Here is a 17400-nt window from a genome sequence, read left to right as displayed (position 1 = left end):
CGTCGATGTCGAGGTAGCAGAGGCCGAACCGGGCGTCGCCGGCGCCATCGAGGGCGTCGTCGAGGCGCTCGAAGAACCGGGTGCGGTTGGGCAGACCGGTGAGGGCGTCGTGGGTGGTCTCGTAGCGCAGCCGCTCGCGCAGCAGCCGTCGTTCGGTGATGTCCTCCAGGAGGGCGATCTGCTGCCGGGGGCGGCCGGTGGCGTCGCGCAGCAGGGACACCGACAGGTCGGTCCACAGCACGCTGCCGTCGGCCCGGTAGTACGGCTTCTCCACCTGGTAGGAGTCGCGGTCGCCGCGGACGAGTTCGCGGTAGAGGCCCCAGACCTCGGGGGTGTCCTCGGGATGGACGAACTCGCCGACGTTGCGGCCGGTGATGCCGTGCTCGGGGGTGCCGAACATGCGCAGGAGGGCGTCGTTGACGTCCGTGATGCGGCCGTCGACGTCCGCGATGCCGACGCCGAGGGCGGCCGCCCGGTAGACGGCGCGGAACCGGGCCTCGCTGGTGTGCAGGGCCTGCTCGGTACGGGCGCGCTCGGCGAGGGCGGCCCGGGAGGCGGCCCGCTGTTCGGCGGCGGCGCGTTCGAGCAGGGCGCGGGTGAAACCGGCGGCGAGGGCGTGCTGGAGCCGCGCGCAGCGGGCCCGGCTCTCCTCGACGGGGACCGTGCGGTCCGGGGGGCAGTACAGCACGAGGTAGGCGTCGACGACGCCGAGGACGAGCGGCAGGGCGTCGGGGTCGGTGCAGTGGGCCCGGACGAGGGCGGCGCCGACCTCGGCGCCGGGCCGGGGGTCGAACGGCCGGGCGTGCAGGGCGTCACGGAGGACGGCGGCGAGCGGCAGCAGGCGCTGCTCGAACTCGGCGCGGGTCACGGAGGGCGGCAGGGCCGGGTGGACGGCCCGGCTCCAGATCGCGGCGAAGCGCCGCAGACGGTCGTCGAACCGGGGCCGCTGCTCGGGATCGCCGGAAACGGCCGCCCCGGCCTCGTTCGTGTGCGGGGTTCTGCAACGGGACTGAAGATTCACCGCTTCTGCCCCGTACCCGCGTGCCCGGTGACGCCGTCCCGCGCCGTCGCGGCCGCGCCGGACGCGGACAGCAGCGCGACCGGTCGGTTCAGATCGGGGCGACGGCGAATGAGGCCCGGTACGGACAGGAGACGCTCCATCAGACTGTCTCTCCAGCTCGTCTCAGAGGTGTTGAGCAGAGGCTACTGATCGTTCGTTCGAAATGAAGTGGCAAACGGAAATGAGTCGTCCACATTTGACCACTGTTCATCTTCGCCTCCTGCCGCGATCCCCTCCGATGCGCTCCGAAACCGGCTTTGCACGTGAGATGCGTCTCTTTCCGGGGCCGGGGGTGGGTGTGCCCCCTTTATACGGCCCATTCCGGGAAATGATCACATGACGGAGAAACCCGCGGCCCGCTGGGGTCACCCCCGGTGCGCGGGCCGCGGGACGACGTTCCTCAGCGCACGCCCACGGAGGCCAGCGCCCGGGTCTGACGGGCCGTCGGGCGCAGGGGGAAGTACAGGTAGCAGACGCCGCCGGAGCCGCCGCGGAGCTGGCCCTGGGCGTTGTACCGCTTGGTCCTGAGCCAGATGTTCTCGAACTGGCGCCGCTTGTAGACCCGCTCGACGGCCGCGTCCGAGGGGCTGGCCGGATCGTTGGCGATCACGTCGCCGCTCTTGGTGAAGCCGACGACGCACATCAGGTGGCCCGCCGTGCCGTAGCCGGCGCCGTCGAGCTCGGAGGCCAGGAAGGACTGGGAGGTGATGACGGGGATCCCGGCCCGGATCAGCCGCTCGGCGTCGCCCAGCGAGCGCAGGCGGGTGACCACGCCCTGCAGGTCGGGGTAGCTCGCGGCGTACGCGGCGTTGAACGGCCAGTTGCCGCAGCCCTGGTAGGCGTAGTCGTAGGTGCGGCGGGCGGCGTGGCAGACCTGGGGGTCGGCGTAGGAGGGATCGACCCAGGCGAGGTCCTCCCGGGAGGGCCGGCGGCCCCAGTACTCGATGACCATCTCCGAGGAGGTGGGGCTGCACCAGGCCTCGCCGCCGTTGTCGTACTCGGGGTACTGGCCCTTGTGGATCTCCTGGGAGTAGCGCGGGACGGACAGCTTGTGGCCCGCGCCCTCCCCCGGCCGCGAGGCGGGCACGGTGAAGCGGTCGGGGATGTCCGAGCCCATCGCCCCCAGCCGCCACACGGTGGGCGTGCGCCGGGTGCCGGGCGCCCGGTAGAGGGTGAGCCGGAGCTCGTACGAGGCCAGGCGCAGCCCGCCTGCCGGGGTGTCGACGGCGAGGGTGTCGGTCGAGACGCTGCTCCTGCCGTCGCCCTGCCCGTCGACGGAGGTGCGCCGGATGTCCTCGTCGGAGTCGCCGGAGGTCCAGCGGCCCATCACGTACCAGGGGCTGCGCGTGCGGTCGGTGTACGTGGCGCGCAGTTCGGCCTGGATCCAGGTGCGGGCGGGGGTGTGGGCGTTCCAGGAGACGACGATCTCGGTGGCGGGCGCGGGGAGCGTGTGGACCGGGGAGGTCCAGGTGGCGTACTCCCAGTCGGCCGTGATGCCGGTGTGCGGGTCGGTGTACCGCTCGGTGCCGGCGGGGCGGGCGATGACGAGGCCGGGGCGGCCGTCGGAGCGCACCCGGGTGCCGGCGGCGGTGCCGCTCGACCACTGGGGAAAGGTGGCCCAGGCGCGGTAGTCGACGGCGCCCTCCGGGCCGGCGGGCCCGTCGTGCGGCACGGCCGCGGACGGGGCGGCCGAGGTCAGGGGCCAGGCCGCCGCGGCGACGGCGAGGGCGGCGGCGAGCACGGTGCGGCGGGGCGCGGGTCTGCTGGACATGGTCGTGTGTGTCCCCCAGTCGGGTACGGAGGGTGCGGCGGGGCGCGGGCGGTGCGGAGCGGCACGGTGCGGCCGTACCACTGTGCGCCGCCCGCGGGTCCCCGGCCAGTGATTCCCCGCCCGGCGCGTCCCCATACCGGGGCCGGGCCGGGGCCGGGCCGGGCCCGGTGCGGGCCCGGTGCGGGCCCGGTGCAAGGCCCCCTAGGGTGGCCAGGTGAACGATCACCTCCGCTCCGGCCCGCTCCCCTCGCTCGCCCGCCGGCTGCGCGCCCTGCCGCCGTCCGTCGGGCCGGTGCGGCTCGTCGCCGTCGACGGGCACGCCGGGTCCGGGAAGACCACCTTCGCCGCCCACCTGGCGGAGGCGCTCGGCGGGGCGCCGGTGCTCCATCTCGACGACCTCGCGACGCACGAGGAGCTGTTCGAGTGGACCGGCCGGCTGTCCGAGTGGGTGCTCGCCCCCTTCGCGCGCGGGGAGTCCGGCCGGTACCGGGCCTACGACTGGGTGGACCGGCGGTTCGCGGACGAGGAGCGGGAGCTGCCGGCGGCGCCGGTCGTCCTGCTGGAGGGCGTGGGCGCGGGCCGGCGGGCCGTACGCCCGTATCTGGCGTGCCTGCTGTGGATGGAGTTGACGCATGAGAGCTCCTGGGAAAGGGGTCAACTCCGTGATGGTCCAGGGCTTACCGAATTCTGGGACGGCTGGAAGCGCGCGGAGCGCGGGCACTTCGCCACGGACCCCAGCCGCCCGTACGCCCAACTCCTGGTTCACCAGGGGCAGAAGGGATATGCGGTACTTGAGGGGCCCGGTAAAACCGACTGAACCTCCCCGGCCGTCACGCTCGGTGAACGACTCCCGGCGACCGGCCGCCCGGCTCCGGACGACCTCCGCAGAGTGCTTCAACTCGGCTTGACCCGGCGCCCGTACAGGACTTACGTTCTCAATGTGCGGTCCGAGACGGCCGCTTGTGAACGCGAGGCCCCCGGTTGTTCCCCCGTGATCGGGGGCTTCGTTCTGCCCCGCGCCCATGGGTTCGCGCGCTTTGTCCCTTCAGCGCGCCCCTTGGCATCACCCTGGGTAATCACCCCCCGGAACGCCCTCGCGCCCGCCCCCGGAGCGCGTGCGCTCCCCCAAGGCCCCCGCCGCACCCTTCGGCCGACCCCGATGGCGCAGGTACGATGCGATGCGGCGCACACCCGTCGGCGGGCACCCCGTCGCCGTGCGCCGAAGGCACTGGTCAACTCCCGTCCACAGCACAGCGGTTCGGAAAGGCGCGGCCAGGCACTCGCCCGGCAGCACGCTACGGGGGCAGTTTGTGGGGGACGTGATGGATCTCGGCATGCAGGGCCCGCCCGCCCCGGCCGATCTCGCCTGGCTGCGCGCCGTCGACGCCTACACGATGGGCGCCTACGCGCAGGCCGAGGAGGAGTTCAGGACGGCCGTCCGTATCGATCCGGGCATGGCCGACGCCTGGCTCGGTCTGCACGCGCTGCGCCACGACCCCACCACGGCGCTGCTGCGCATGTACCGGCACCGCGACCGCTTCGGCGAGCAGCGCCTGCGGCACCGGCGCCCGCTGAACTCCTGGTACTGGCTGGGCTGGTGGGTGCAGCCGGTGCTGGAGAGCAGCCGGGACCTGCTACTGGCCCACGCCTCGCACTGGCTCGACGGCCGGCACGTCCCCGAGCTGGACCGCGCCCTGGCTGGCTGCCCGCCGATCGAGACGGATCCGCAGGTGCGCTTCCTGCACGCCTGCCGCGCGTATCTGGTCAAGGACTGGGAACAGCTCGTCCGGCACACCGAGCCGCTGCTGGACGACCCGCTGCTCGGCATCGAGGCCGGGCTCTTCGGCGGCATGGCCCGGGTGCGGCTGGAGATGTACGGGCAGGCCGAGCCGCTGCTGGCGGCCGCCCTCATGCGCTGCCGCAGCGAACAGCCCCAGCGCAAGGAACTGCGCTACTGGCTGGCGCGGGCCCATGAGGGCACCGGCCGCAGCGCCGCCGCGCTCCCCCTCTACCGGGCCGTGCACCGCGTGGACCCCTCCTTCATGGACACCTCCGCCCGGCTGACCGCCATCGCCGACGGCGACGGCCTGGACGACCCCGTCGACCTGGCCTCCGTGCCCCTCGGCTCCGGCCCGGGAAGCCCCGGGCCCGATCCCGCCGAGCCCGTCGTGGCCTTCGACGGCGGCGAGACACAGGGCACCGCAGGACCGCTGGCCGGCCCGCTCGAGGGCCGCGACCTGCTGACCACCGGCGCCGAACCGGACCCCGGGCCCGGCGGCAGCGCCCCCGCCGAGGCCGACGGGGTCCGTGAGAAGGTCCGCCTCCCCGCCCAGCCCCACCCCCAGCCGCTGCCCGGCCGCTCCGATCCCGTCCTGCTCGCCCAGGCCCTGGCCGAGCTGGAGCGGATGGTCGGCCTGGAACCCGTCAAACGGCAGGTACGGGCGCTCTCCGCCCAGCTGCACATGGCCCGGCTGCGCGCCGGCGAGGGCCTGCCCGTCCAGCCGCCCAAGCGCCACTTCGTCTTCTCCGGCCCCTCCGGCACCGGCAAGACCACCGTCGCCCGCATCCTCGGCAGGGTCTTCTACGCGCTCGGCCTGCTCGGCGGCGACCACCTGGTCGAGGCCCAGCGCGCCGACCTCGTGGGCGAGTTCCTCGGCCAGACCGCCGTCAAGGCCAACGAACTGATCGACTCCGCGCTCGGCGGCGTCCTCTTCGTCGACGAGGCGTACTCCCTCTCCAACACCGGATACAGCAAGGGCGACGCCTATGGCGACGAGGCCCTCCAGGTGCTCCTCAAGCGCGCCGAGGACAACCGCGACCGCCTCGTCGTCATCCTCGCCGGCTACCCGGAGGGCATGGACCGCCTCCTGGCGGCCAACCCCGGCCTCGGCTCCCGCTTCACCACCCGCGTCGACTTCCCCAGCTACCGCCCCGCCGAACTCACCAGCATCGGCGAGGTCCTCGCCGCGGAGAACGGCGACGCCTGGGACGAGGAGTCCCTGGAGGAACTCCGCAGCATCAGCGCCCACGTCGTCGAGCAGGGCTGGATCGACGAACTCGGCAACGGCCGCTTCCTGCGCACCCTCTACGAGAAGAGCTGCGCCTACCGCGATCTGCGCCTGTCCGGCTACCCCGGGACGCCGACCCGCGACGACCTCGCGACGCTGCGCCTGCCGGACCTCATGCAGGCATACGGAGAGGTCCTCTCGGGCCCGGGCTGGACCACCGGCCCCTCGGGCCAGGATCCCCTGGGCTAGGCCGCGTCAGCCCGCCACCACCTCCTGTTCGCGTGGTCCCCGCGCCACCGGGACGGCGCGGTGGGCCGGGTCGCGGACCTCGCCGACGAGCATTTCCAGGACGTCCTCCAGCGCGACCAGCCCCAGCACCCGCCCCGAGCCGTCCGCGACGGCGGCCAGGTGGGCGGCAGCCCTCCGCATGACGGTCAGCGCGTCGTCCAGCGGCAACTCGGCCCGGAGCGTCTCGACGCGGCGCCAGACGTGCTGCGGCACCGCGCGGTCGCGGTCCTCCAGGTCGAGGACGTCCTTGACATGGAGGTAGCCCATGACGGCGCTGCCCGGGCGGCCCGAGGCGGATATCGGGAAGCGGGAGTAGCCGGTCTTGACCGTCAGCTCCTCGACCTCCCGGGGGGTGACCGACGGGGCGACCGTCACCAGGGTGGCCGGGTCCAGGAGGACGTCCGTGACCGGGCGGCTGCCCAGTTCCAGGGCGTCGGCCAGCCGCTCCTGCTCGACCGGGCCGAGAAGGCCGGCCTGGTGGGAGTCCTCGACGAGATGCGTGAGCTGTTCGCTCGTGAAGACCGCCTCGACCTCGTCCTTCGGCTCGACGCGGAAGAGCCGCAGCACGCCGTGCGCGCACGCGCCGAGCAGCCGGGTGACCGGGCGGCAGGCGCGGGCGAAGGCGACGAGCCCGGGGCCCAGCCACAGCGCCGCCCGGTCGGGGGCGGACATGGCCAGGTTCTTCGGGACCATCTCGCCGATGACCAGGTGCAGGAAGACGACCAGCGCCAGGGCGATGACGTAGCCCAGCGGGTGGACCAGCCCCTCGGGCAGCCGCACCGCGTGGAAGACGGGCTCCAGCAGGGCGGCCACCGTCGGCTCGGCGACCGCGCCGAGCGTCAGGGAGCAGACGGTGATGCCGAACTGGGCGGCCGCCATCATCTGCGGAAGGTTCTCCAGGCCGGTCAGGACCGTGCGGGCCCGCCCGGAGCCCTCGGCGGCCTTGGGCTCGATCTGGCTGCGGCGCACCGACACCAGGGCGAACTCGGCTCCGACGAAGAAGCCGTTGGCCAGGACCAGCAGGGCGGCGAAGAGCAGTTGCAGCGCGTTCATCGCTGGACCACCGCCGCGGTCTCCGTACGGACGATGCGCACCCGCTCGGCCCGGTGGTGGCCGACCCGGCGCACGGAGAGCCGCCAGCCCGGCAGCTCCGCCGCGTCACCGGGGACGGGGATGCGGCCCAGCAGGTCGGCGACGAGTCCGGCGACGGTCTCGTAGGGGCCGTCGGGGGCCTCCAGACCGATGCGGCGCAGGGTGTCGACACGGCAGCCGCCGTCCGCGTCCCAAGCGGTGGAGCGGCCGTCCTCGCACGGGACGGGGGCCAGTTCGGGCCGGCCGGCATCGAGGGCGTCGTGCTCGTCGCGGACCTCGCCGACGAGCTCCTCGACGATGTCCTCCAGGGTGACCACCCCGGCGGTGCCGCCGTACTCGTCGACGACGACGGCTATCGGCTGCTCGCTGCGCAGCCGCTCCAGCAGCGGCTGCACGGGCAGGGTCCCGGGGATGAGCATGGGGGCCACCGCGATGCGCCCCACGGGGGTGCGCAGCCGGTCGTGGCCCGGCACGGCGAGGGCGTCCTTCAGATGGACCATGCCGACGACCTCGTCCAGACGCTCGCGGTAGACCGGAAAACGGGAGAGACCCGTGGCGCGGGTGAGGTTGAGGACATCCTCGGCGGTCGCGGTGGACTGGAGGGCGCTGACCTTCACCCGGGGGGTCATCACGTGCTGGGCGGTGAGCTCGCCCAGCGAGAGGGTGCGGACGAACAGATCGGCGGTGTCCTGCTCCAGGGCGCCGGCCCGGGCCGAGTGGCGGGCGAGGGAGACCAGCTCGCCGGGGGTGCGGGCGGAGGCCAGCTCCTCGGCGGGCTCCACCCCCATGGCCCGTACGAGGCGGTTGGCGACGGCGTTGAGCAGGGTGATCACGGGCCGGAAGAGATGCGCGAAGGCGCTCTGCGGGCCGGCGACGAACCGGGCGACCTGGAGCGGCCGGGAGACGGCCCAGTTCTTGGGCACCAGCTCGCCGATGACCATCTGCACGGCGGAGGCCACCAGCATGCCGGTCACGACGGCGGCGCCGGGCGCGGCGCCCGCGGGCAGGCCGGCGGCGGCGAAGGGGCCGGTGAGCAGGGTGCCGAGCGCGGGCTCGGCGAGCATGCCGACCACCAAGGAGGTGATGGTGATGCCCAGTTGGGTGCCGGAGAGCTGGAAGGAGAGTTCGCGCAGCGACGCGACGACGGTGCGGGCCCGCCGGTCGCCGTCGGCGGCGGCCCGTTCGGCCTCGGGTCGCTCGACCGTGACGAGGCCGAATTCGGCCGCGACGAAGAAGCCGTTCGCCAGGATGAGGAGAAGGGCTGCCGCGAGCAGCAGCACGGACGCGGTGATGCTCATGACGCCGCCTCGCTGTGGGGGGCGGCGCAGGTACTACAGGACGATCCGTCCATTGCCGGGGGGAGTCACTCCTCGGTTCGCAGGGTCCCCGTCGGTGGGCGCCCGGGGCGGGGCACGTGTGTGCCCCTGGGCAACAGAGTAATCAAGGAAGCGCGGAAGAGGGCGGGCCGCCGCCCCCGGGCCGCGGGGGAACCGTCAGGTCAGGCCCCGTCGCCGGGGCGGGCCGGCGCGTCCGGGCGCCCCGTGCCGTGGGCCTCGGCCAGGGCCCGCAGGGCGCGGGCGTCGGCGACGGCCCGCTGCCTGGAGATGCCCGGCTGGATGCCCATGGCCGGCAGGCTCGTGCCGTCGGAGAGGTCCAGATGGACCCAGGCGTCGCCGTTGCGCAGGTTCACGCGGACGATCTCGGCCCAGGCCAGCCGCCGGGTGCGGGTGAGGTTCACCACGGTGACGCCGGCCTCGTCGGCGACGACCTTGGGCCGGCTGAGCAGCATGAGGACGCCGAGGCCGAGCAGGCCGGTGGTGATGAAGGTGATCCGGTCGCCCGTGGTGAAGGACTCCAGCATCAGCGGGATCCCCGTGAGCACGAAGAGCAGGGCGACACCGACGCCGAGCAGCACCACCCGGGTGGTGGTCGGGCGGAAGGTGACGGGCAGTTCGGGCATGGTTCTCTTCGGTTCTCGTGCTACCGGACCGCCGGTCAGAGGCGGCAGGCGTGGATGTTGGTGGTGAGGATGGCGCGGGCGCCCAGTTCGTACAGCTCGTCCATGATGCGCTGGGCGTCGGCGGCCGGGACCATCGAGCGGACCGCGACCCAGCCCTCGTGGTGCAGCGGGGAGACGGTGGGCGACTCCAGGCCGGGGGTGAGGGCGACGGCGCGCTCCACGTGCTCGACGCGGATGTCGTAGTCCATCATCACGTAGCGGCGGGCGACGAGGACGCCCTGCATGCGGCGGAGGAACTGCTGGACCTTGGGGTCGTCGACACCGGCGCCGGTGCGGCGGATGACGACGGCCTCGGACTCCAGGATGGGCTTGCCGATGATCTCCAGTCCGGCGTTGCGCAGGGTGGTGCCGGTCTCGACGACGTCGGCGATGACCTGGGCGACGCCGAGCTGGATGGCGGTCTCGACGGCGCCGTCGAGGTGGACGACGGAGGCCTCGACGCCGTTGTCGGCGAGGTGCTTGGTGACCAGCCCGGCGAAGGAGGTGGCGATGGTCATGCCGCCGAAGTCGGTGACCTCGTGGGCCGTGCCCGGCCGGGTGGCGTAGCGGAAGGTGGAGCCGGCGAAGCCGAGCTGGAGGATCTCCTCGGCCTCCGCGCCGGAGTCCAGCAGCAGGTCGCGGCCGGTGATGCCGATGTCGAGCTTGCCGGAACCCACGTAGACGGCGATGTCGCGGGGGCGGAGGAAGAAGAACTCGACGTCGTTCGCGGCGTCGACGAGCACCAGTTCCCTGCGGTCCTTGCGCTGCCGGTAGCCGGCCTCATGGAGCATCGCCGACGCAGGCTCGGAGAGAGAACCCTTGTTGGGAACGGCGATGCGCAGCATGAGGTCGGCTTCCTTCGTGCGTGGGTGGCTGTGCTGGGGAACTGCGGGGTGGTGCGGGTCGGGACCGGGCGTGTCGGGGACGGGACGGATCAGAGGTGGGCGTAGACGTCGTCGAGGGAGATGCCCCGGGCGATCATCATCACCTGAAGGTGGTACAGGAGCTGGGAGATCTCCTCGGCCGTGGCCTCGGCGCCCTCGTACTCGGCGGCCATCCAGACCTCGGCGGCCTCCTCGACGACCTTCTTGCCGATGGCATGGACGCCCTTGCCCACCAGTTCGGCGGTGCGGGAGGCGGCGGGATCGCCGGTGGCCTTCTGCTGGAGCTCGGCGAAGAGCTCCTCGAACGTCTTCGACATGATGGTCCCTACCCTACGGGGTCCACCCGCCGGGTCAGTGCCAGGGCTCGGCGACGGAGCGCAGGGTGACGGCCGTGGCGACGGCGGCGGTGACCGCCTCGTGGCCCTTGTCCTCGGCCGAGCCCTCGAGCCCGGCGCGGTCCAGGGCCTGCTCCTCGGTGTCACAGGTGAGGACGCCGAAGCCGATGGGGACCCCGGTGTCGACGGACACCTGGGTGAGCCCCTGGGTGACGCCCTGGCACACGTACTCGAAGTGCGGGGTGCCGCCCCGGATGACGACGCCGAGGGCGACGATGGCGGCGTAGCCGCGGCCGGCCAGGGCCTTGGCGACGACGGGCAGCTCCCAGCTGCCGGCGACGCGCAGCACGGTGGGCTCGTCGATGCCCAGCTCGTGCAGGGCGCGCAGGGCGCCGTCGACGAGGCCGTCCATCACCTTCTCGTGCCATTGCGCGGCGATCACGGCCACCCGCAGGTCCTGGCAGTTCTTCACACTCAGCTCGGGGGCGCCCTTGCCGCTCACGTCGTCGTCTCCTCGACTGCTTCGATGCTGGTTCGGTTATTTGTTCGTACGGGTCGGGTCACTGGCTGCCGCAGGCGGACACCGGGGCCGGCTCGGACTCCAGCCAGGGCAGATCGTGCCCCATGCGGTCCCGCTTCGTGCGCAGATAGCGGAGGTTGTGCTCGCCGGCCTGGACGGGCATGGGCTCCCGGCCGGTCACGGTGAGGCCGTGGCGGCGCAGGGCGGCGGTCTTGTCCGGGTTGTTGGTCATCAGCCGCAGCGAGCGCACGCCGAGGTCGGCGAGGATGCGCGCGCCGGCGGCGTAGTCGCGGGCGTCGGCGGGCAGCCCGAGCTCCAGGTTGGCGTCGAGCGTGTCGTGGCCGCCCTCCTGGAGTTCGTAGGCGCGCAGCTTGGACAGCAGTCCGATGCCGCGGCCCTCGTGGCCCCGCAGATAGAGGACGACGCCCCGGCCCTCGGCCGAGATCCGCTCCAGCGAGGCGTGGAGCTGGGGGCCGCAGTCGCAGCGCAGCGAGCCGAAGACGTCGCCGGTCAGGCACTCGGAGTGGACGCGCACCAGGACGTCCTCGCCGTCGCCGATCTCGCCCGCGACGAGCGCGATGTGCTCGACGCCGTCGACGGTCGAGCGGTAGCCGTGCGCCGTGAAGTCGCCGAAGGCGGTGGGCAGCCGGGTGGAGGCCTCCCGGCGGACGGCGGGCTCGGAGGAGGTGCGGTAGGCGATCAGGTCCTCGATGGAGATGATCGACAGGCCGTGCTTGCGGGCGAAGGGCACCAGCTCGGGCAGGCGCAGCATGGCCCCGTCCTCGCCGGCGATCTCCACGATGGCGGCGGCCGGGCGCAGACCGGCGAGCCGGGCCAGGTCGACGCCGGCCTCGGTGTGGCCGTTGCGCACCAGGACACCGCCGGGCCTGGCGCGCAGCGGGAAGACGTGGCCGGGCCGGACGAAATCGCCGGGCACGGAGGCGCTGCTCGCCAGGAGCCGGATGGTCCTCGCCCGGTCGGCGGCGGAGATGCCGGTGTCGACACCGTGCTCGCGGGTCGCGTCGACGGAGACGGTGAAGGCGGTGCGCATCGACTCGGTGTTGTGCTCCACCATCTGCGGCAGATGGAGCCGGTCGAGGTCGCCCTCCTCCATCGGGACGCAGATCAGGCCCCGGCACTCGCTCATCATGAAGGCCACGATCTCGGTCGTGATCTTCTCCGCCGCGACGACGAGGTCGCCCTCGTTCTCCCGGTCGGCGTCGTCCACCACGACGACGGGCCGGCCCGCCGCGATGTCGGCGACGGCCCGCTCGACGGGGTCGAGCACGAGCTCGTCGGTGGGGTACCAGGTCGGGCTCTGCAGGGTGTCCAGGGCAGTCATGCTGCCGCTCCTTCCAGTGCGGGCTTCGCGGCCGTACGGGAGCGAAGCCACCAGTCACGCATGCCCCACAGGACCAGGGCGAAGTACACGACGTAGACGAGGCCGGAGAAGGCGAGGCCGCTGGTGAAGGCGAGCGGTACGCCGACCACGTCGACGAGCAGCCAGGCGAACCAGAACTCGACGAGCCCGCGGGCCTGGGCGACCATCGCGGCGAGGGTGCCGACGAAGATGTACGCGTCCGGCCAGGGGTTCCAGGAGAGTTCGGGCACGGCGGTGAACAGGGCGCCGACGGCGAGAGTGCCGAGGGCGGTGCCGGCGAGCAGCACGCCGCGCTCGCGCCAGGTGGCGAAGCGGACGGCTATGGAGCCGTCCTGGGCGTCGCGCCTGCCGGCGGCCCACTGCCGCCAGCCCCACAGCGCCACGACGATGACGAGGACCTGCTTGCCGACGCCGCCGCTGAGGTGCGCCTGGGCGTAGGCGGCGACCAGGATCAGCCCGGAGAGGAACTGCGCGGGCCAGGTCGCCACGGAGCGGCGCCAGCCGAGGGCGAGTGCGGCCAGTCCGATGAGGTTGCCGATCATGTCGGACCAGATGACGTGCTGGCCGAGGACCGAGAACGCCTCGCCGTTGAGCCAGTCGAGGGCGCTCACGCGGCGCCCTCCCCGGCACCGGTGCCGGCCGGGCGCTGCCCCATCAGCCGTTCGACGTACTTGGCGAGGACGTCGACCTCCAGGTTGACCGGGTCGCCGGGCTGCTTGAGGCCGAGCGTGGTCAGATCGAGCGTGGTGGGGATGAGGCTGATGGTGAACCAGTCGTCGCCCGCCTCGACGACGGTGAGGCTGACGCCGTCGACGGTGATGGAGCCCTTCTCCACGACGTAGCGGCCGAGTCCGTCCGGCAGGGCGACCTTGACGATCTCCCAGTGCTCGGCGGGCCGCCGCTCCAGGATCGTTCCGGTGCCGTCCACATGGCCCTGGACGAGGTGGCCGCCGAGGCGTCCGCCGAGGGCCATGGGGCGCTCGAGGTTGACGCGGGAGCCGGGACCGAGGGCGCCGAGGCTGGAGCGGTTCAGGGACTCGGCCATGACGTCGGCGGTGAACTCGCCGTCGGCGGTCTCGACGACGGTGAGGCAGACGCCGTTCACGGCGATCGAGTCGCCGTGCTTGGCGTCCTCGGTGACGACGGGGCCACGCAGCCGGAACCGGGAGCTGTCGCCGAGCTTCTCGACGGCGACGACCTCGCCCAGTTCTTCGACGATTCCGGTGAACACGTCAGTTCTCCTCGGGGACAGATGCGGTGGCGGGGGCGATGGGGGTGGCGGTGATGCGCAGATCGGGGCCGACCCGGGTGACGTCGGTGACGTCGAGGCGCAGCGCCTGGGCGATGGTGCCGATGCCGGCGTCGCCGAGAGCGGTCGGTCCGGAGCCGAGCAGCGCGGGCGCGAGGTAGCCGATGACGCGGTCCACCGCCCCGGCGGCCAGGAAGGCACCGGCGAGGGTGGAGCCGCCCTCCAGCAGGAGGGAGCAGACGCCGCGCTCGTGCAGGGCGGTGAGCAGGGCGGCGACGTCGAGGCCGGCGCCGTCGGCGCCGCGCGGCAGCCGGACGGTCTCGACGCCGGCCAGGTGGCGGGTGTCGGCGTCCTCGGCGACCGCGATCAGGGTGGGTGCGGCGTCGTCGAGGACCCGGGCGCCGGGCTTGACAGTGGCGTTGGTGTCGACGACGACGCGCAGCGGCTGGGTGACGTCCTCGCGTCCGCGCACGGCCAGATGCGGGTCGTCGGCACGCAGGGTGCCGGAGCCGACGACGACGGCGTCGGCCTCGGCGCGCAGCCGGTGCACGTCGGCGCGGGACTCGGCGGAGGAGATCCAGCGGCTGGTGCCGTCGGCGGCGGCGCTGCGGCCGTCGAGGGTGGCGGCGTACTTCCAGACCACGAAGGGGCGGTGGTGCAGCACGGAGGTGAGCCAGGCGGCGTTGCCGGCGGCGGCCTCGTCGGCGAGCAGGCCGCCCTCGGTCTCTATGCCGGCCGCGGCGAGGGTGGCCGCGCCCCCGGTGGCGGTGGGGTTGGGATCGGCGACGGCGTAGACCACGCGGGCGATGCCGGCGTCGATCAGTCCCTGGGCGCAGGGGCCCGTGCGGCCGGTGTGGTTGCAGGGTTCGAGGGTGACGACGGCGGTGCCGCCGCGTACGTCGTGACCGGCCTCGGCGGCGGCGCGCAGCGCGTTGACCTCGGCGTGCGGGCCGCCGGCGCGCTGGTGCCAGCCCTCGCCGACGGTGCGGCCGCGGGCGTCGAGGACGACGCAGCCGACGACGGGGTTGGGGCTGGTCGAGCCGAGGGCGCGGGCGGCGAGCGCGATGGCGCGTCGCATCGCGTCGGCTTCGGTCGCGGTGGCCACCGGGGTCCTCCTGCCTCTTCGGGCACGGACTCCGGGGCGTCGATGAGGATCGACGACGAGCGGGTACGCCGCAGGGGTGCACACCGGGGCGGTGCGGGGTGCCCTCGAAGGGGCGGACCGTCCGCGCCACCGGCCACGGGTGTGCCGATGCGGGCCCGCCGCGCACTGCCTCCCATCCGGACTTTAACCGTCGGTCCAGGAATTTCACCTGGTCAACCGGCCGCTGGCTGCGGACGGGTCGCGGACTGTAACCGCCGGTTCGGACTTTCACCGACCCCGGAGTGCGCTGCGTAACTGAATGAACCAATAGTACAGATTGTCTGACCTGCGGATTTCTCGGATTCTCTTGAGATCCCCAAGTTCGACGAGTCCGAGCGTACGCCGAGCGGTACCGCGGTGTCCACGCCGACTTGACACAGCGGCCCCGGGCGTGAGCCGTGTGGGACGGTGTGACGGGCGCCGGCCGCCGGTGGCCGGCCGCGGGGAGGGGGCACACCGCATGGGCGGAACGGGCCGGATACCCGAGGGGGTGCGGCGGGCGCGCTGGGCGGTGGCGGCGGTCTTCGCCGTGCACGGGGCGGTGACGGGCGGCTTCGCCACCCGGGTGCCGTGGATCCAGGAGCACGCGGGCACCGGCGCCGGGCAGCTGGGGATGGCGCTGGCCTTCCCCGCGATCGGCGCCTCCTGCGCGATGCCGCTGGCGGCGCGGGTGAGTCATCGTTTCGGCTCCCGGCTCGCGCTGTCCGGGCTGCTGGTCCTGTGGTGCGCCGCACCGGTGCTGCCGGCCCTCTCCCCCGGGCTCCTCGCGCTGTGCGCCGCGCTGTGGGTGTACGGCGCGACGTCGGGGATGGCGGACGTCGCCATGAACGCGCTCGGGGTGCGGACGGAGGAACGGCTGGGCCGGCCGATCATGTCGGGGCTGCACGGGATGTGGAGCGCCGGCGGGCTGGCCGGTTCGGCGGCGGGCACGGTCGCCGCGCACGCGCGCGTCGACGCCCGCCTCCACCTCGGCGTGGCCGCGGGCGTCCTCGCGCTGCTCGGCACGGCCGTCTGCCGGCGGGTGCTGGACGTGCGGGCGGCACCCGGGGAGCACGCGCCGCCACGGTTCGCGTTGCCGCCGCGTTCGGCGCTGGTCATCGGGGCCGTGGGGTTCTGCGCCGTCTTCGCGGAGGGGGCGAGTCTGGACTGGTCGGCGGTCTATCTGCGCGATGTCGTCGGCTCGGATCCGGGTCTGGCCGCGGCGTGCACCACGGCGTTCTCCTGCGCGATGGCGGTGGCCCGGTTCGGGGGTGACGCGGCGGTGCGCCGGTTCGGGCCGGTGCGGACGGTACGGGCGGGCGGGGTGCTGGCGACGACGGGCGGGGCGCTGGTGGTCCTGGCGGGTGGTCCGGCGAGGGGGCCGGCGCCCGCACTGACCGGGTTCGCGCTGCTGGGGCTGGGGATCGCGGTCGTGGTGCCGCTGGCCTTCGCGGCGGCCGGGCGCAGCGGGCCGGAGCCGGGCCGGGCGATCGCCGGGGTGGCGACGGTCACCTACGCCTCGGGGCTGGTGGCGCCCGCCGTGATCGGGCAGCTCGCGGACGCGTCGTCGCTGGTGGTCTCGTTCGGCCTCGTGACGGCGCTCACCGTGGGGCTGGTGGGCGGGGCGGGGGTGCTGCGGGCGCCGGCCCGGGAGGGCGTGGCACGGCGGGAGTCCCCGGCCGCCCACCGGTGACCGGCGCCGGGGTGACCGGCGTCCGGGTGACGGGCACACGCCACGGGCCGTGGCGGGCCGAAGCCCGTACCACGGCCCGCGGTCGGGGACGTGCGGCGCAACAGATCAGAACACGTTGCCCTTGCCGTGGTGGCCACGGCGGTCGTGGTCACGGCGGTCGTGGTCACGCCGGCCGTGGTCACGGCCGCGGTCGCAGTCGTCACGACGGTCCCAGCGACCGTGGTCACGGCCGTGGTCGCAGTCGTCACGGCGGTCCCAGCGACCGTGGTCGCAGTCGCGGTCGCGGTCCCAGCCACCCCAGCGGTGGTGGTCACCGTCACGGTGGTGGCTGCTGAAGCCCCACGTGTTGTAGTTGCCGTTGCCTACGACGATGTTGAACTTGGAGTGACCGCTGCGACCCCAGTCGCCCCAGCCGCCACCGCCGTGGCCCCAGTTGCCACCGCCGTGGCCCCAGTTGTTTCCGCCGTGGCCCCAGTTGCCCCAGCCACCGAGACCCCAGTTGCCCCAGCCGCCACCGCGGCCCCAGCCGTGGTCGCAGTCACGGTCCCAGCCGTTGCCCCAGCCGCGGTCCCAGCCGCGGCCCCAGCGGCTCCAGCTTTCGTGGCGACCCCAGCCACCACCACGACCGCGGTCGCAGTCGTCACGGCCGTGGTCGTGGTCCCCGGCCTGGGAGGCGGGCGCCTGCGGGGCGGCCGAGGCCACGCTCGCAAGCGGAACGATGGCGCCCGCGGCGATGATCGCGGCGGCCGCGGAGCGGCCGACGAGCTTACGCATGTGTGTCTCCTGTAGTGCAGGAAATCGGACACCATGACGCATACCTCGCATATGGGGTGGGCTCGCCGATGGTCACAGGCATACAGCCCTACGAGGTGTTAATTGAGCCGATCGCAGCAACAGCGCGGGCCACGGCGGCGCGGCGGCCCGTACGCGTGCGCGCGCGATCGGACGACCCGCAGATGATCAGGCCCCGGCCCACCGGCGCGGGCACCGCCGCGAC

The 17400-nt window shown here is 73.6% G+C and carries 17 protein-coding genes and 1 riboswitch; of the genes, 3 read left to right on the top strand and 14 right to left on the bottom strand.

Annotated features, from left to right (window positions below; genetic code table 11):
• The 3 genes from AB0K09_RS16040 to AB0K09_RS16030 all read right to left on the bottom strand — a co-directional run.
• The coding region (locus AB0K09_RS16040; RefSeq protein ID WP_366065978.1) for a PAS domain S-box protein at positions 1 to 925 on the bottom strand (925 nt) is incomplete at its 3' end.
• Positions 926 to 1017: 92 nt separating this feature from the next.
• Positions 1018 to 1161 carry a hypothetical protein gene (locus tag AB0K09_RS16035; protein WP_366065975.1) on the bottom strand — a complete coding sequence of 48 codons (144 nt, stop codon included), beginning with the start codon at positions 1159 to 1161 and terminating at the stop codon, positions 1018 to 1020.
• 299 nt (positions 1162 to 1460) lie between these two features.
• Complete coding sequence (locus tag AB0K09_RS16030) at positions 1461 to 2831, bottom strand: C39 family peptidase (RefSeq protein WP_366065974.1); 1371 nt, start codon at positions 2829 to 2831, stop codon at positions 1461 to 1463.
• Positions 2832 to 3045: 214 nt separating this feature from the next.
• Here AB0K09_RS16030 and AB0K09_RS16025 point away from each other — a divergent pair, with 214 nt between their 5' ends.
• Positions 3046 to 3648, top strand: a complete 603-nt coding sequence (locus AB0K09_RS16025) for a hypothetical protein (protein WP_366065972.1) — start codon at positions 3046 to 3048, stop codon at positions 3646 to 3648.
• 505 nt (positions 3649 to 4153) lie between these two features.
• Positions 4154 to 6088, top strand: coding sequence for an AAA family ATPase (locus tag AB0K09_RS16020; RefSeq protein ID WP_366065971.1), 1935 nt, complete (start codon positions 4154 to 4156; stop codon positions 6086 to 6088).
• A gap of 6 nt (positions 6089 to 6094) precedes the next feature.
• Here AB0K09_RS16020 and AB0K09_RS16015 read toward each other — a convergent pair whose 3' ends face one another.
• The 10 genes from AB0K09_RS16015 to ribD all read right to left on the bottom strand — a co-directional run bounded on the left by AB0K09_RS16015 (position 6095) and on the right by ribD (position 14692).
• Complete coding sequence (locus tag AB0K09_RS16015; RefSeq protein ID WP_366065970.1) at positions 6095 to 7180, bottom strand: hemolysin family protein; 1086 nt, start codon at positions 7178 to 7180, stop codon at positions 6095 to 6097.
• Positions 7177 to 8511, bottom strand: coding sequence for a hemolysin family protein (locus AB0K09_RS16010; RefSeq protein WP_366065977.1), 1335 nt, complete (start codon positions 8509 to 8511; stop codon positions 7177 to 7179). The genes AB0K09_RS16015 and AB0K09_RS16010 overlap by 4 nt, the downstream gene beginning before the upstream one ends.
• A gap of 206 nt (positions 8512 to 8717) precedes the next feature.
• Positions 8718 to 9179: a PH domain-containing protein gene (locus AB0K09_RS16005; RefSeq protein WP_366065969.1), complete on the bottom strand. Its 462-nt coding sequence runs from the start codon at positions 9177 to 9179 to the stop codon at positions 8718 to 8720.
• Positions 9180 to 9214: 35 nt separating this feature from the next.
• Entirely contained in the window at positions 9215 to 10063 is an 849-nt protein-coding gene (gene hisG / locus AB0K09_RS16000) for an ATP phosphoribosyltransferase (RefSeq protein WP_366065968.1), read from the bottom strand.
• Positions 10064 to 10152: 89 nt separating this feature from the next.
• The gene (locus AB0K09_RS15995) at positions 10153 to 10422 is read right to left on the bottom strand and encodes a phosphoribosyl-ATP diphosphatase (protein ID WP_366065976.1); all 270 of its coding nucleotides are present in this window, start codon (positions 10420 to 10422) and stop codon (positions 10153 to 10155) included.
• A gap of 31 nt (positions 10423 to 10453) precedes the next feature.
• Positions 10454 to 10939 (bottom strand): 6,7-dimethyl-8-ribityllumazine synthase, encoded by a 486-nt coding sequence (ribH, locus tag AB0K09_RS15990; protein ID WP_366065967.1) that lies wholly within the window; start codon positions 10937 to 10939, stop codon positions 10454 to 10456.
• 58 nt (positions 10940 to 10997) lie between these two features.
• Positions 10998 to 12299 (bottom strand): bifunctional 3,4-dihydroxy-2-butanone-4-phosphate synthase/GTP cyclohydrolase II, encoded by a 1302-nt coding sequence (locus AB0K09_RS15985; RefSeq protein ID WP_366065966.1) that lies wholly within the window; start codon positions 12297 to 12299, stop codon positions 10998 to 11000.
• A complete protein-coding gene (locus AB0K09_RS15980) occupies positions 12296 to 12949 on the bottom strand; it encodes a nicotinamide mononucleotide transporter family protein (RefSeq protein ID WP_366065964.1) in 654 nt (217 codons plus the stop codon). Before AB0K09_RS15980 ends, AB0K09_RS15985 begins: the two co-directional genes overlap by 4 nt.
• Positions 12946 to 13569, bottom strand: coding sequence for a riboflavin synthase (locus AB0K09_RS15975; protein WP_366065962.1), 624 nt, complete (start codon positions 13567 to 13569; stop codon positions 12946 to 12948). Before AB0K09_RS15975 ends, AB0K09_RS15980 begins: the two co-directional genes overlap by 4 nt.
• A gap of 1 nt (position 13570) precedes the next feature.
• Positions 13571 to 14692, bottom strand: coding sequence for a bifunctional diaminohydroxyphosphoribosylaminopyrimidine deaminase/5-amino-6-(5-phosphoribosylamino)uracil reductase RibD (gene ribD / locus AB0K09_RS15970; protein ID WP_366065961.1), 1122 nt, complete (start codon positions 14690 to 14692; stop codon positions 13571 to 13573).
• A gap of 158 nt (positions 14693 to 14850) precedes the next feature.
• A riboswitch (FMN riboswitch) is annotated at positions 14851 to 14981 on the bottom strand.
• Positions 14982 to 15191: 210 nt separating this feature from the next.
• Here ribD and AB0K09_RS15965 point away from each other — a divergent pair.
• Complete coding sequence (locus tag AB0K09_RS15965) at positions 15192 to 16403, top strand: MFS transporter (RefSeq protein WP_366065960.1); 1212 nt, start codon at positions 15192 to 15194, stop codon at positions 16401 to 16403.
• A 105-nt stretch (positions 16404 to 16508) separates the two neighbouring features.
• Here AB0K09_RS15965 and AB0K09_RS15960 read toward each other — a convergent pair whose 3' ends face one another.
• Positions 16509 to 17177, bottom strand: coding sequence for a hypothetical protein (locus AB0K09_RS15960; RefSeq protein ID WP_366065959.1), 669 nt, complete (start codon positions 17175 to 17177; stop codon positions 16509 to 16511).
• Positions 17178 to 17400: the final 223 nt, after the last annotated feature.

Source organism: Streptomyces sp. NPDC049577, from assembly GCF_040675635.1.
In the GTDB taxonomy this organism is placed as follows: Bacteria; Actinomycetota; Actinomycetes; order Streptomycetales; family Streptomycetaceae; genus Streptomyces.
The sequence above is the reverse complement of the archived record's forward strand: the minus strand, read 5'-3'. Positions and strand labels throughout refer to the sequence as shown.